The sequence below is a fragment of the Xanthomonas sp. 3307 genome, from assembly GCF_014199735.1.
Lineage (GTDB): Bacteria > Pseudomonadota > Gammaproteobacteria > Xanthomonadales > Xanthomonadaceae > Xanthomonas_A > Xanthomonas_A rydalmerensis.
This window is the reverse complement of the sequence record NZ_JACHOG010000001.1, coordinates 864,779-878,649: the sequence shown is the minus strand read 5'-3', so window position 1 is coordinate 878,649 and position 13,871 is coordinate 864,779. Positions and strand designations below refer to the sequence as shown.

Sequence of the window (13,871 nt, the reverse complement as noted above, 5' to 3'; positions counted from 1 at the left end):
TGGCCGCGCCGCCGTGTCCCGTCATGCCATGGCCGCCCGTGAGCGGGCGGTCACTGCGGCTTGGCGCATTGCGCGAACAGGTCGCGCGCGTGGTCGTAGACGCCGGTCTTGACCTGCATCAGGCCCAGTACCGACGGGAACAGGTTGTCCTGGTCGGCGTACTTGCGCGAGCGCGCCTGCAGGCAGGCCAGGTCCAGGCCGCGCGCGCTGGCGAAGCCCGGCGAGAACCACATCACCATCGGCACGTGGGTCTGCTCCTGCGGCGCGATCGCGTAGGGCACGCCGTGCAGGTACAGGCCCTTCTCGCCCAGCGACTCGCCGTGGTCGGAGAGGTAGATCATCGCCGTGTCGTAGTCGGGCATCGCCTGCAGCGTGTCGATGGTGCGCGCCAGCAGGTGGTCGGTGTACAGCAGCGAGTTGTCGTAGGCGTTGGTGATCAGCTCGCGGCTGCAGTTGCCCAGGTCGGCGGTGTCGCAGGTCGGGGTGAAGCGGCGGAACCCGGCCGGGTAGCGCTCGAAATAGCTGGGCCCGTGGCTGCCGAGCTGGTGCAGCACCACCACGCGGTCGCCGGGCTTGGCGCGCACCTGCGCGGCTAGGTCCTGCAGCAGGATCTCGTCCATGCAGCGCCCGTCCTTGCACAGTTGCGGATCCTTGGCATCGTCCAGGTGCTGGATCTGCAGGCCGTCGCACACGCCCTTGCAGCCGGACTGGTTGTCGCGCCACAGCGTGGCGATGCCGGCGTGCTCGAGCACGTGCAGCAGCGACTGGTGCTTGCGGATATTGCTCTCGTTGTAGTCGTGGCGGCCGAACGGCGAGAACATGCACGGTACCGAGACCTCGGTGCTGGTGCCGCAGGAGTGCATGTCGGGGAAGTTGATCACGTCGCGCTTGGCCAGCTCCGGCGTGGTTTGCCGCGCGTAGCCGTTGAGGCCCCAGTTCTGCGCGCGGGCGGTCTCGCCCAGCACCACCACCAGCAGCCGCGGCTTGCTGCCCGGCGCGCGCGCGGTGGCCTTGGCGTCATGTTCCAGCGGCAGCTTCGGCGCCTTGCGCGTGGGGCTGTCGGACTTGAAGTTCTGCCGCAGCGCGACCAGGTAATTGATCGGCGTGGCCAGGTAGCGGATCTCGCGATGGTTGCGCATCATCGCCGACAGGTCCTGGAACGACAGCATCGCGGCGACGCCGCCCAGCGCCAGCATGCCGACCAGGAAGCCGAGGCGGATCGCCAGCGCCTTCAGCGGCGAACGCCGGATCAGCCGCACCCGCCACAGCACCAGGATCGGCAGCACCGCGTAGAACAGCAGTGGCGCGATCAGCGCCGGCGTCATCAGTTCGCGCGATTCCTTGTGGTCGGTGGCCAGCACGTTGCGCAGCATGTCCGCGTCCAGGTAGACGCTGTAGCTGTTCATGTAGTGCGCGGCGAACGCGGTGGTGATCAGCAGCACCGTCAGCACCGGCTTGGCGATGCCGCGCCACAGCAACAGGCCGAGCAACAGGCCGTGCACCGACAGCAGCAGCAGGAACAGCGACAGCGCCAGCTTGATGTCGCCGGCATGGCCGCTCATCGCGCTGCGCCAGAACATGCCGTTGCAGGCCAGGGCGAAGAACGCGCTGGCGGCCAGCGCCAGCATCTCGTTGCTCAGCTGCGGACGCCAGGCCCACCAGCGGACGCGGGATGCGGTGGACGGCGGAGGCGGGGCTGCGGAATGGCTCATGCGGCGGGATCGTTGGTGGTAGAGGGGCGTCGCTCGGTCGGCGACGACGTCGCGCCCGGCCACAGCATCGCCCGGTACAGGCCCAGTGCCACGCCCCAGCACAGGGCCAGCGTCCACAGGTCGTGCGACATGAAATGCGCGCCGCGCAGCTGTTGACCGAGCCCGAACAGCAGGCCTCCCCCGAGGCCGATCGCCAGCGCTGGCCAGCGCCAGGCCGGCTTGAGCGCCAGCGCGACGAAGTACAGCCCCACCCAGGCATAGCCGGCACTGGAATGACCGGCGGGGAAGCATACCCCGCGCGGCATGCCGGCCGGGCGGCTCTCGAACAGACCCACGAAGATTCGCTCGCCGCCGTAGCGGAGCAGGTCCCAGGGGCAGTCCATATGGGTCACCGACTTCAGCAGCGACACTACGCCGGTGCTCAGCGCCACCGCCAGCAGCAGGTACAACAGCGGCTGCCGGTAGCGGCGGCCGTCGGGACGGCGCCAGGCCCACATTGCCAGCGCGGCGGTCACCGCCCAGGCCGCGGCGCTCAGCAGCTTGCCGTCGTGGTGGATCAGGCCACGGGTCAGCGCCGCATCCTTCAGTGCCCACTGCCCACCTTCCCAGCGGTACATCAGGTCGGCGATCCAGAAATCGCCGCCCATACCCATCAATACCGTGCTGGCCAGCAGCACCAGGGCCAATGGCACCCACAGATGGGAGAGATAGAAGTGCCGGCGCGCGCCGAGGTGGGGCGCCGCCGCAGCGGACAATCGCATGGGCGTAGTGAGCATGGTCGACGAAGGCGGCCAGGGACGGCGGGAAAGTGGGGGCATGGTCGGGTCGTAGGTGTCGGATAGCTGTCGGAACTGCGGGATGAGAGGGCCGATGCTTCAGCAAAGGTTGCCAACCGCCGCAGTCATGCAAGCGCCGGGCCGCAGGCGACGGGAACCCAGGAAACGGCGGGGTAGGAAACGGCGCGGAGGAGTCTCGGCGGTGGCGTGCGGGAGGGCAGCCTGACGTCGCCGTGTTGGGATCCTTTCCAGGTTTTATTGAGATTCGATCAAGACGCGACGCCGTTCTGACGGCGTTCCGACATGCTTCCGCTAGCATGGGCGGGTCCGTCCCCGAATTCGAGCGCCCCCATGCGGCTGCTGGTCATAGAAGACAACCGGAACCTGGTCGCCAACCTGTTCGACTATTTCGAGGTGCGCGGCCACACGCTGGACGCGGCGCCGGACGGCGTCACCGGGCTGCACCTGGCCACCACCCAGCGCTACGACGCGCTGATCCTGGACTGGATGCTGCCGCGGCTGGACGGGCAGCAGGTGCTGCGCGCGCTGCGCGAGGAGCACCATGCCGACGTGCCGGTGATCATGCTGACCGCGCGCGACGAACTGCCGGACAAGATCGCCGGCTTCCGCGCCGGCGCCGACGATTACCTGACCAAGCCGTTCGCGCTGCCGGAGCTGGAAGTGCGGCTGGAAGCGCTGCTGGTGCGCGCCAGCGGCCGCGGCCGCAGCAAGCTGCTGCGCGTGGGCGACCTGCAGATGGACCTGTCCACGCTGGAAGTGACCCGTGGCGGGCGTGCCCTGCATCTGTACCCGGCCTGCCGCAAGCTGCTGGAGGTGCTGATGCAGGCCAGCCCGGCCGCGGTCACCCGCGACCGCCTGGAGCAGGCGCTGTGGGGCGACGAGCCGCCGGACGGTGACATGCTGCGTTCGCACATCTACGACCTGCGCCGCAGCGTCGACGGTCCGTTCGCGGCCAAGCTGATCCACACCCTGCCACGCATCGGCTACCGCCTGGCGGTGGTCGGCCCCCACGAGGGCGAGCATGCCGACTAGGGCCGGCCTGCGGCAGCGGCTGACCCTGTGGCTGGTGGGCTACGCGGCGCTGCTGTCGCTGGCGGTGTTCGTGCATGGCTACATCGTCAACGACCAGGCCGAGCAGCTCACCTGGCGTTCGCTGCTGACCTCCGAACTGGACCACTTCCTGGCGCGCAGCGCGGCCGATCCGGACTACCGCTGGATCGACACCCGCACCGTGAGCCTGTACGGCGACGAGGGCGGGGCGCCGTTGCCGCCGGCAGTGGCGGCGCTGGGCCCCGGCCTGCACGACGAAGTACAGCTGGAAGGCAGCGAGAAGGTGGTGCTGGTGCAGGACGTGCGCGGCCGCCGCCTGGCGCTGACGCTGGACATCACCGAACTGCACGACCACGAGGACAACCTGGCGCTGTGGATGTTGGTGTCCAACGCGGTGGCGGTGCTGCTGCTCGGCGCCCTGGTGGCCTGGGGCATGGGCCGGGTGGTGCAGCCGCTGACCGACATGGCCCAGCGCATCGGCAGTCTGCGTCCGGACCGGCCCGGGCAGCGCATCGAAGTGCATCCACGTGCCAGCGCCGAGCAGGTGGTGATCGCCGAGGCGTTGAACGATTACCTGGCGCGCAACGACCTGTTCGTGGAGCGCGAGCGCGCCTTCATCGACAGCACCAGCCACGAACTGCGCACGCCGGTGGCGGTGATCGGCGGCGCCGCCGAGTTGGCGCTGGAGCAGCACGACGTGCCGCCCAGCGTGCGCAACCAGTTGCTGCGCATCCGCCGCACCGCCAGCGGCGTCGGCCAGTTGATCTCGCTGCTGCTGGTGCTGGCCAAGGACCCGGCGCGGCTGGCGCGTGGCAACGACCTGGTGCGGCTGGACCAGCTGCTGCCGGAGATCGTCGAGGACCATCGTCACCTGTGCGCGGACAAGCGCCTGGAACTGGTGCTGGCACCGCTGCCGCCGTGCGAGGTGCTCACCCCGCTGGCGATCGTGCAGGTGGCGATCGGCAACCTGCTGCGCAACGCCATCGAGAACAGCGACAAGGGCCGGATCGAGATCACCATGCCGGCGCCGGGCGTGGTCTGCATCGACGACCCCGGCCACGGCATGAGCCCGGAAGAGATCAGCGCGATCTACATGCGCATGGCGCGCGGCGGCGGCAGCCGCGAGGGCAGCGGCATCGGCCTGGACCTGATCGCGCGGCTGTGCGAGCACCTGGGCTGGGCGCTGCACCTGGATTCGCCGGCCGGCAGCGGCACCCGCGCGACCCTGGATTTGAGCAGCGCGCTGAAGCGCTCCGGGATGTCGCCGCCGTCGTCTGCGCCGGAGTGACGGGCTAGCGCCTGTCACCAAATCCCAGGCGTGCGCAAAAAGGGCGGCCTTTCGGGTTGGCGCGGCAAGGCCACCATCGTCGCGCCACGCGACGCAAACCTGACAGCCTTGCAGGGCCAACGCGGCCTGCCCGGAATTGGTGACAGGCCCTAAGCCTGCGCCGGCAGCAGCCCGCGTTGCGCCAGCCAGGCGCGCGCGTCGTCGGCGTCCTGTTCGAACCAGGCGCGGGTGGAGCCGAGCCGGTAGGTGTAGCCCCAGGCGTCCATGTCCGCCATCAGCCGCGCGCGGCCCACGCCGGGCAGGGCGTCGGCCAGCACGATCTGCAGGTAGCAGGTGGCGTCTTCCTCTTCCACCGAGTCGGTGGCGTCGGTATGCACCTGCGCGCGCCGCTGCGGCGGCAGCACGATCAGGTGGCAGGCCTCGTGCAGCAGCGAATGCACCGGCGTGTCGTCGCGCACGTAGACGCCGCTGGCGATCACCCCGGCTTCCGGCTCGCCCCAGTAGCTGCCGGGAATGGCGACGTCGTCGGCGACGCGGTGCAGGGCCAGCCCGTAGCCGGCCAGCAGCGCGCGCGGCGCGTCCAGGCCGATCGCGCCCACGGTCAGCACCTGGGCGGCGTCAGCGGCAGGGGCGGTATCGGTCTGCATCGGGTGAACTTCGTTGGGACGGAAAGGGCGCGACGGGCGCGCCCGATCACGGCAGGCACCGCGCCGGCGCGACCGGTGCGTCAGCCGCGGCGCCTGCCACGGCCGACGCGCGGCCTCAGGGCGTCGGGCCTTCCGGCAGGGCCACGGAGATGTCGAGCACGTCGTGCTCGCCGTCCTTGACCAGGTCCACCTTGACCGCGTCGGCGTCGATGTTGACGTACTTCTTGATCACTTCCAGCAGCTCGCGCTGCAGCAGCGGCAGGTAGTCCGGGCCGCCGCGGTGGTTGCGCTCCTGCGCGATGATGATCTGCAGGCGGTTCTTCGCGGTTTCGGCGGTGTTCTTCTTGGTCTTGAGGAAATCGAATAGTCCCATGCTCACCCTCCGAACAACTTGGTGAAGAAGCCCTTCTTCTCCACGGAGATGAAACGCATCGGACGTTCCTCGCCGAGAATGCGCGCCACGGCGTCATCGTAGGCCTGGCCGGCCGGGGATTCGCCGTCCAGGATCACCGGCTCGCCCTTGTTGGAGGCGTTGAGCACGTCGCCGGATTCGGGGATCACGCCGATCGCCTTCAGGCCGAGCACCTCCTCCACGTCGGTGATGCTGAGCATCTCGCCGGTTTCCACGCGCGCCGGGCTGTAGCGGGTCAGCAGCAGGAACGCGGGCAGGCTCTTGCCGTTCTCGGCCTTGTGGGTCTTGGAGTCGAGCAGGCCGAGGATGCGGTCGGAGTCGCGCACCGAGGACACTTCCGGATTGACCACCACCACCGCGCGGTCGGCGAAGTACATCGCCAGGAACGCGCCCTTCTCGATGCCGGCCGGCGAATCGCAGACGATGTAGTCGAACCCGTCGGCGGCCAGGTCCTTGAGCACCTTCTCTACGCCTTCCTGGGTCAGCGCGTCCTTGTCGCGGGTCTGCGAGGCGGCCAGCACGAACAGGTTGTCGAAGCGCTTGTCCTTGATCAGCGCCTGCTTCAGCGTGGCTTCGTTGTGCACCACGTTGACGAAGTCGTACACCACGCGGCGCTCGCAGCCCATGATCAGGTCGAGGTTGCGCAGGCCCACGTCGAAGTCGATCACCGCGACCTTCTTGCCGCGTCGCGCCAACCCGCAGGCCAGGCTCGCGCTGGTGGTGGTCTTGCCGACGCCGCCCTTGCCGGAGGTGACAACGATAATTTCAGCCAAAGGACTATCTCCTGATACGTTCGTGGTTGGGCCGCGTCAGTCTTGCGCGGCGATCATGATCTGGTCCTGCTCCAGCCAGACCTGGACGGCCTTGCCACGCAGTTCCTTGGGAATATCGTCCAGCACCTTGTAGTGGCCGGCAATGGCGACCAGTTCGGCGTGGAAGTCGCGGCAGAAGATCCGCGCCTCGGTGTTGCCCTGGGCGCCGGCCAGGGCGCGGCCACGCAGGCTGCCGTAGATGTGGATGCTGCCGTCGGAGATCACCTCGGCGCCGGCGCCGACGGTGGCCACCACGGTCAGGTCGCAATTCTCCGCATACAGCTGTTGCCCGGAGCGCACCGCGCTCTTCTGCATGCGCCCGGGTTGCGGCCGTGCCGCCGGAGCGGGTGGCGGCGGAGGCGGGGGCGGCGGCGAGACCGGGGCCGGCGCCGCAGCGGGCGCGCCGCCATCGAACCGCTCGTACTGCGCGCGGAACTTGGCCAGCAGCGGCAGGCCCAGCGCCACCGACAGCTCCTCGATCTCGCGGGTGCCGTAGGCCAGCGCCACCGGCAGTACACCGGCGTCGCGCAGGCCGTCCAGCAGCGCCTGCGCGGTGGCCGTGTCCGGGGTCTGCGCCAGGCCGCCGAAATCGATGATCACCGCGGCACGGCCGAACAGCTTGGGCGCACGTTGTACCCGCTCGCGCATCTCCTGGCTCAGCCGCGCCACGTCCAGCGTGCGCACGCGCAGGTTGGCGATGCCGACCTGACCGATCTTCAGTTCGCCGGCCTGCTCGAAATCCAGATTCACCGACGACACGCTCAGGTCCCGGTCGGGCGCTGCGCCCGCTGCAGACGATGGGCGTGGCCGGCCCAGGGCAGGTCGGGGAGGGTGTCGCCGTAGGTTTCGCGCACCCACGCGTAACTGCACAGATCCTTCAACAGCATGCTCGCACGCACCTCCACTTCGTTCATCGTGTTCTGGCCCACTTCGCGGAAGCCGAAGCTGCCATGGAACAGGAGCGCCGCATCGGCGCCGTGATCCAGAAAAACCTCGCACGCCAGTTGCGGGTAGCGCAACTCGGCGTAGCTCTGCACGTCGGCATAGAACGCCCGGCCGACGCCACCACCGCGGCGGCGGCTGGCCACCACGATGCGGTCGATATAGAAAAACTGCGGGTAGCGCTCGCGAAACCAGGCGAAATTGCTGCTGTCGTGGGCGCTGTCGCTACCGAACCCGACCAGGAAGCCGGCCAGGTTGCCGTCGCGCTCGGCGACGCGGAAGTACTCTGCGGTGTCGTAGAAGCGGTGCAGCTTGGCCGAATCCAGCGGCAGGATCGCCAGTCCGGCGTTGTTGTTCAGGGCCAGGACCGAATCGAGCTCGTGCTCGCGCACGTCGCGGATGACGATCGACATTGAGACTCCATTGCTGATGCGCGCGCGGCCCCGTGCGGGCCGCCGGGCCGGATTATCGCACGCGCGACCCGGGCCGGCGAGCCGCGGCGGCATGACTTCCGTGGGAGTGCAATGCGCGCCGTTCATCCTAAGATGGCTGCATGTTGGGATATCTCAGCCACACCCGCGTTCTGCGCTATGCCGGCCTGTTCACCTGGGCGGTCATCTGCATGCCGTTGCTGTACCTGTACTGGGAGCCGGTCGAGGAATCGGGGCGGATGCCCAGCGGCGAGGTGTGGCTGCTGCTGACCAGCTACCTGGGCTTCGGCGTGGTCTATTTCCTGCTGACCCGGCGCCTGCACAGCGGCGACGGCGTGCGCTGGTACGACCGCGGCATGCTGGTGCTGCTGACCGTCTGCGCGCTGGCGGTCGGCTACCTGCACCGCTCCGGGCTGGGCAGCATCCTGATGATGGTGGCGGCTGGGGTGATCCCCTGGCTGCTGCCGGTGCGCGCCGGCGTGGCCTGGCTGCTGCTGAGCCAGCTGGCGGTGCTGCCGGTGTACCTGACCATCGGCTTCCCGCCGTTCGAGGCGCTGATGCAGTCGCTGCTGTACGGCGGCTTCTCCATGTTCATCTTCGTCACCAGCCTGGTCGCGCGGCAGCAGACCCAGGCGCGGGAGGAGCAGCGCCAGCTCAACGCCGAGCTGCGCGCTACCCGCGCGCTGCTGGCCGAGAGCGCCCGGGTCAACGAGCGCACCCGCATCTCGCGCGAACTGCACGACCTGCTCGGCCACCACCTGACCGCGCTGAGCCTGAACCTGGAAGTGGCCGGCCACATCACCGAGGGCCGCGCCCAGGAGCACGTGCAGCAGGCGCATACCCTGGCCAAGCTGCTGCTGACCGACGTGCGCGAGGCGGTGAGCCAGCTGCGCGACAGCGGCGCGATCGACCTGGCGGCGGCGCTGCGGCCGTTGGCCGAGCGGGTGCCGTCGCTGCAGATCCACCTGCAGGTGGAGGAGCCGCTGACCGTGGAGGATCCCGAGCGCGCACACGTGTTGCTGCGCTGCACCCAGGAGATCATCACCAACGCGGTGCGCCACGCTCAGGCCGACAATCTGTGGATCGAGGTGCGCCGCGACGGTCCGCAGGTAGTGATCCAGGCGCGCGACGACGGCCGTGGTTGCGAGACCCTGGCCCCCGGCAACGGCCTGCGCGGCATGCGCGAGCGCCTGAGTCAGTATGGCGGCAGCCTGGACGTGGCCGCCGCCCCCGGCGCCGGCTTCCGCCTGCGCGCCGTCGTTCCCGGCGCCGCCACCCTGCTGCCGCCCGCCGTTCCCCAAGGAGTGTTGTGATGATCCGTGTCTGCCTGGTCGACGATCAAACCCTGGTGCGGCAGGGCATCCGCTCGCTGCTGGCGCTGGACGGCGGCATCGAGGTGGTGGCCGAGGCCAACGATGGCCGCCAGGCGGTGGAGCTGATCCCGCAGGTGCTCCCCGACGTGGTGCTGATGGACATGCGCATGCCGTCGATGTCCGGGCTGGAGGCGCTGCAGACGCTGTCGCGCGCCGCGGCGCTGCCGCCGACCATCATCCTGACCACCTTCGACGACGACCAACTGGTGCTGGCCGGGCTCAAGGCCGGGGCCAAGGGCTATCTGCTCAAGGACGTGTCGCTGGAGCAACTGGTCGGCGCGATCCGCACCGTGGCCGCCGGCGGCTCGCTGGTGCAGCCGGCGGTGACCCAGCGCCTGCTGTCGGGCCTGGAGCACATGCGCAACGACTTCGTCAGCCTGGACCGGCCCGACCCGCTGACCGACCGCGAGACCGAGATCCTGCGGCTGATGGCCAGCGGCTTCTCCAACAAGGAGATCGCCAATTCGCTGGGCGTGGCCGAAGGCACGATCAAGAACCACGTTTCCAACATCCTGTCCAAGCTCGGCGTGCGCGACCGCACGCGGGCGGTGCTGAAGGCGTTCGAGCTGCAACTGGTCTGACGGGGAGGGGCGGGGCGGCCCCGCCTGGCGTCGCGTTTGGTTCGGCCGCGCGCTGCAGTCGGTCTGAACACGACAGGAGGGCGGCCCGCGAAGGCGGATATCGCGCACACCGGGCCGGTCCAGCGTGACCGGGCGCTAGGGAAGCGTGCCGGCACGTGGCGGCCGCGCCTGTGCCGCTCGGGGCAGTGGTCTGGCCCGAGTCCGGCCTGCATGCGTCACGCCTGCAGGCCTTGGGGCGCCGCCGTTGCTCGCTTCGATGCGGTCCATGGCCGGGCGCGCATGTCTGTCCGATGCCACTGCCAGGACAATGGTCTGGTCGCCCTCGAGGTCGCGCACGCAGCCGTCACCCGCGCTGCGCGAGGCCGTTGCCGCGCAGGGCGAAGCGGCATTCCGTGATGTGCTGACCACGGACAGCGAAGCCTGCTAGGATGGGCGCTTCGCTTCATCAACCCGGCCGTGGGATCGGCCCCGGAGACCTCCTGAATGACCCGTATTATCGAGTTCCTGATCGCCCTGGGGATCGTGGCTGGCCTGTTCGTCATTGTCGGCGTGGTGCTGCCCTCGGAGCGTCACATGTCCGAAAGCGTCGAGACCAATCGGCGCATGACCATCGTCTATGACACGGTCAACAGCCTGCGTCGGTTCAAGGACTGGAATCCTCTGGTGCTGCGCGACCCGCGCATCGAGCTGAAGCTCTCCGGCCCGGAATCCGGCGTCGGCGCGCGCCTGGACTACAGCTCCAAGGAGGGCTACATCGGCAAGGGTAGCTGGACCATCACCTCGACCGAGAAGAACAAGGACGTGGTCATCGCCATCGAGGACGAGACCAAGGGCAAGGACAAGACCACCAGCTTCAAGCTCGAGCCGACCGGCAAGAACGGCCGCAACGTGAAGATCACCCAGGACTACACCGTCAAGTACGGTTGGGACCTGCTGGGTCGTTACGCCGGCCTGTACGTCAGCCGCCATGTCGGCGACGACATCAAGCTGGGTCTGTCGCGCCTGAGCAACGTGCTGGCCACCGTGCCGAACGTGGACTACCGCTCCGACGACACCCCGTTGAAGGACCTGAAGGTCGTCGACGTCCCGGCCGAGGACCTGCTGGTGGTCAACGCCGGCAACATCGACCGCGACAACGACTCCATCAAGAAGTCCATCAAGGACAACCAGGAGTGGATCAAGCGGGTGATGGACGCCAACGGCCTGGAAGCGGCCGGTCCGGTGCGCATCGTCACCACCGACTTCGGTTCGGACAAGTACGCGTTCGACGTCGCCCAGCCGGTGCGCAAGCGTGCCGGTGGCGCGCCGAAGGACGACGCCAAGAAGGATGAGAAGAAGGACGACAAGAAGGACGACGCGGCTGCCGCGCCGGTCGATGCCACCCCGGTTGCCGCCTCTGGCGAGCCGCTGAAGGTGACCATCCCGCAGGGTGCCCCGGTGACCTATCTGCGGACCGAAGCGCACCGTTCCGCCTTTGCCAGCTACACCGGCCACATGGCGGGCCTGGATGCGGCGCGCAATGCGCTGCGTGCCTGGGCCGCGACCAGCGGCTACGACGTGACCGACCGTCCGTACGAAGCCTGGAAGGGCGGCGTGGACAAGGCGTTCACGCCGGAAGGCACCTACGACATCTACTGGGCGATCAAGTAAGTCCTGCCCTGGTGGACGAGTGAACCGGAACGCGCCGCATCTTGCGGCGCGTTCTGTTTATGGGGGGCGGCAAACGCTGCCGCGCTCCCGGAGGGAACGCACATGCTGACGTTCGATCGCCGTACGCGCGGGCCGTTCTGGCTGTGCAGCGCCGGCGCGCTGCTTGCGGCCGTGGCCATCGGCCTGTCCGCCTATGCCTCGCACGGCGTTGCCGAGCCCCTGGCGCAATCGCACCTGCAGACCGCGGCGCTGTATGCCTTCGGCCACGGCGTGGCGCTGGCGGCGCTGGGCCGCCGCAGCGAACGCCTGCTCGCCCGCAGTGCGCTGTGCTTGCTGCTGCTCGGCACCGTGCTGTTTTCCGGCAGCCTGGCCGGCAACGCGCTGGCGCAGTGGCCGACCCGGCTGGCGCCGATCGGCGGCACCACGCTGATGCTGGGTTGGCTGCTGTGGGCGGTGGATGCGCTGCGGCGCTGAGCCGGAGTCACTTCGGCACAGGGGCGAAGCATGCCAAGCGCAGCAGCGGTAAGTGCGCAAAGGCGTGCTTGAACACCTTGCAGGAGCGAAGCTGCAGCGGTGCGGCGCGATGCCGTCGCCGCGGCGACTCAGGGTGTGGGCGCTACACGCGCGCTAGCCGTCTTGTCCGTGCTGGTCGGCTCGTGGGTTGGGCCGCGCGCCGCGCTCAGCGGTCGCCGACCAGTTCCACCTGCGTCTTCAACCGCACCCACGCGTCCTGGCTGGGGTCGTTGACCGTGACCTGCACGGTGTAGGTGCCGAGCGGGTCGCTGTCCTCGAAGCGCAGTTGCACCGACAGCGGCGCCAGTTCCAGCAGGCCGGCGGCGGCCGGTGGGCCACCCATGCCCAGTGGCCGCATCGGATCCTGCAGGGTCGTGCTGCCGTCGGGGCCGAGCACGCGCAGGCTCATCTGCGCATCGCAGGCGCCGTCGTTGTTGGGGCTGGGCGCGCAGCCGGAGTACAGCAGCGCCACGCGCAGCAACTGGCCGCGCTGCACGCGCGCGATCGTACGCAACTGCGGCGCGTGCGCGGCGTCGGTCTGCCCCCACTCCTGTGCGAACGCGGCGAAGTCGGCGTCGTCGGCGATCTGCAGCGCGGCGGCGAAGGCCTTGTCGTGCCCGCGCTCGGCGCTGTCGGGCAAGGCCTGGCCCTGCCGGTCGTGCCATTGCGCGGCGGCGCAGGTGGGCAGCGCCAGGGCCAGGAGGGCCAATGCCCGCCAGGCGGCGGTGCCGGCGCGCGGCCGGCGTGTGTCGGAATGGGTCATGCGCAAGCGGCCTCCTGCCAGCACCAGTGCCAGGGTTCGTAGACGATGCCATGCGGGTTGTCCCGCGGATAGCTCATCCGGTAGCCGAAGGCGCCGGCATGTTCGCGCAGCCAGGCAAAGGCCGGCGTGCGCTCGAAGCTTTCCTCGGCCGGCGGCTCGTCGGGCGTGCCGATGTCCAGCGCGTGCCCGCTGTGGTGCTCGCTGAAGCCCGGCGCGGCGTTGACCGCGAGGATCTGCTCCAGGGTCTGCCCGCGGGCGAACTTGCGCGCGAAGATGCCCAGTTGATAGGCGTGGCTGCGATAGCCGGAGATCGCCTCCAGTACCACGCCATCGCGTGCAGCGGCATGGCGCAGCGCGTGCCAGGCGCGTGCGGCACCTGCGCTCAGCCACAACGGGCGTCGGTAGCGGTCGTCGCCGGCCGCGTGCAGTGTGGCCGGTTCCGGCTGCAGCGGCAGGCCGGTGCGCTGCGCGTAGGCGTCGGCGGCCAGGCCCAACTGATCCAGTCGCTCCTGCAGCGCGTGCAGCGGCAACCAGGCCTCGTCCGCGGTTATCGCGCCGCGTGCGGGCAGCGCGTCGAGCCGATCCAGTGCCGCCTCGATGCCGGATTCGTGCATCAGCCGCGGCACCAGCGCGTGCAGCCCGTGTGCGTTCGCGGTCGCCAGGTAGCGCCCGTCGTGCTTGCGCCGCAGCAGCCAGGTCGCCTGCGCGAGCTGCCGCGCGTCGGCGTTGCTGCGCGCGCGCAGTCGCGCGGCCGGCAGCAGTTCGATGGTCTCGGTGTTGAGCAGCAGGCTGGGAACGGTGCGCATCGGCACAGGGTAGAGCCAAGCACCGCGGGCGGCCAGTCGCCGGGGGAGATCCAGCCGCGCCCGTGTGGCCGCGCCGCACGCGACGCAGCAAGGA

The 13,871-nt window shown here is 69.5% G+C and carries 15 protein-coding genes; 6 read left to right on the top strand and 9 right to left on the bottom strand.

Annotated elements, in window-relative coordinates; genetic code table 11:
- Nucleotides 1-50: 50 nt before the first annotated feature.
- Nucleotides 51-1,712 carry a phosphoethanolamine--lipid A transferase gene (locus GGR64_RS03730; RefSeq protein WP_184644001.1) on the bottom strand — a complete coding sequence of 554 codons (1,662 nt, stop codon included), beginning with the start codon at nucleotides 1,710-1,712 and terminating at the stop codon, nucleotides 51-53.
- Nucleotides 1,709-2,488 (bottom strand): phosphatase PAP2 family protein, encoded by a 780-nt coding sequence (locus tag GGR64_RS03725; protein ID WP_184643999.1) that lies wholly within the window; start codon nucleotides 2,486-2,488, stop codon nucleotides 1,709-1,711. Before GGR64_RS03725 ends, GGR64_RS03730 begins: the two co-directional genes overlap by 4 nt.
- Before the next feature lie 351 nt (nucleotides 2,489-2,839).
- On the opposite strand from GGR64_RS03725, the gene GGR64_RS03720 reads away from it, so the two are divergent.
- Both GGR64_RS03720 and GGR64_RS03715 read left to right on the top strand, forming a co-directional pair.
- On the top strand, nucleotides 2,840-3,541 hold the full coding sequence (locus GGR64_RS03720; protein ID WP_160964355.1) for a response regulator transcription factor: 702 nt from the start codon (nucleotides 2,840-2,842) through the stop codon (nucleotides 3,539-3,541).
- A complete protein-coding gene (locus GGR64_RS03715) occupies nucleotides 3,531-4,847 on the top strand; it encodes a HAMP domain-containing sensor histidine kinase (protein ID WP_160964356.1) in 1,317 nt (438 codons plus the stop codon). Before GGR64_RS03720 ends, GGR64_RS03715 begins: the two co-directional genes overlap by 11 nt.
- 149 nt (nucleotides 4,848-4,996) lie before the next feature.
- Here the strand turns inward: GGR64_RS03715 and GGR64_RS03710 are convergent, their stop codons facing one another.
- The 5 genes from GGR64_RS03710 to GGR64_RS03690 form a co-directional block, all read right to left on the bottom strand.
- Nucleotides 4,997-5,494, bottom strand: coding sequence for a hypothetical protein (locus GGR64_RS03710; protein ID WP_184643997.1), 498 nt, complete (start codon nucleotides 5,492-5,494; stop codon nucleotides 4,997-4,999).
- A 115-nt stretch (nucleotides 5,495-5,609) separates the two neighbouring features.
- Entirely contained in the window at nucleotides 5,610-5,867 is a 258-nt protein-coding gene (gene minE, locus GGR64_RS03705; RefSeq protein WP_160964358.1) for a cell division topological specificity factor MinE, read from the bottom strand.
- A 2-nt stretch (nucleotides 5,868-5,869) separates the two neighbouring features.
- Complete coding sequence (gene minD, locus GGR64_RS03700) at nucleotides 5,870-6,679, bottom strand: septum site-determining protein MinD (protein ID WP_160964359.1); 810 nt, start codon at nucleotides 6,677-6,679, stop codon at nucleotides 5,870-5,872.
- A gap of 36 nt (nucleotides 6,680-6,715) precedes the next feature.
- A complete protein-coding gene (gene minC / locus GGR64_RS03695) occupies nucleotides 6,716-7,477 on the bottom strand; it encodes a septum site-determining protein MinC (RefSeq protein ID WP_184643995.1) in 762 nt (253 codons plus the stop codon).
- 2 nt (nucleotides 7,478-7,479) lie between these two features.
- Nucleotides 7,480-8,073: a GNAT family N-acetyltransferase gene (locus GGR64_RS03690; protein ID WP_184448171.1), complete on the bottom strand. Its 594-nt coding sequence runs from the start codon at nucleotides 8,071-8,073 to the stop codon at nucleotides 7,480-7,482.
- Nucleotides 8,074-8,213: 140 nt separating this feature from the next.
- Between GGR64_RS03690 and GGR64_RS03685 the strand changes: the two genes are divergently transcribed.
- The 4 genes from GGR64_RS03685 (at nucleotide 8,214) to GGR64_RS03670 (ending at nucleotide 12,169) form a co-directional block, all read left to right on the top strand.
- On the top strand, nucleotides 8,214-9,404 hold the full coding sequence (locus GGR64_RS03685) for a sensor histidine kinase (protein ID WP_184643993.1): 1,191 nt from the start codon (nucleotides 8,214-8,216) through the stop codon (nucleotides 9,402-9,404).
- On the top strand, nucleotides 9,404-10,045 hold the full coding sequence (locus GGR64_RS03680) for a response regulator transcription factor (protein WP_160964363.1): 642 nt from the start codon (nucleotides 9,404-9,406) through the stop codon (nucleotides 10,043-10,045). The genes GGR64_RS03685 and GGR64_RS03680 overlap by 1 nt, the downstream gene beginning before the upstream one ends.
- Nucleotides 10,046-10,528: 483 nt before the next feature.
- Nucleotides 10,529-11,695, top strand: a complete 1,167-nt coding sequence (locus GGR64_RS03675; RefSeq protein WP_160964364.1) for a polyketide cyclase — start codon at nucleotides 10,529-10,531, stop codon at nucleotides 11,693-11,695.
- Between the two features lie 102 nt (nucleotides 11,696-11,797).
- Nucleotides 11,798-12,169, top strand: coding sequence for a DUF423 domain-containing protein (locus GGR64_RS03670; protein ID WP_160964365.1), 372 nt, complete (start codon nucleotides 11,798-11,800; stop codon nucleotides 12,167-12,169).
- A 205-nt stretch (nucleotides 12,170-12,374) separates the two neighbouring features.
- Here GGR64_RS03670 and GGR64_RS03665 read toward each other — a convergent pair whose 3' ends face one another.
- A complete protein-coding gene (locus GGR64_RS03665; protein WP_184643991.1) occupies nucleotides 12,375-12,971 on the bottom strand; it encodes a hypothetical protein in 597 nt (198 codons plus the stop codon).
- Complete coding sequence (locus GGR64_RS03660) at nucleotides 12,968-13,777, bottom strand: M15 family metallopeptidase (RefSeq protein WP_184643989.1); 810 nt, start codon at nucleotides 13,775-13,777, stop codon at nucleotides 12,968-12,970. Before GGR64_RS03660 ends, GGR64_RS03665 begins: the two co-directional genes overlap by 4 nt.
- Nucleotides 13,778-13,871 lie beyond the last annotated feature (94 nt).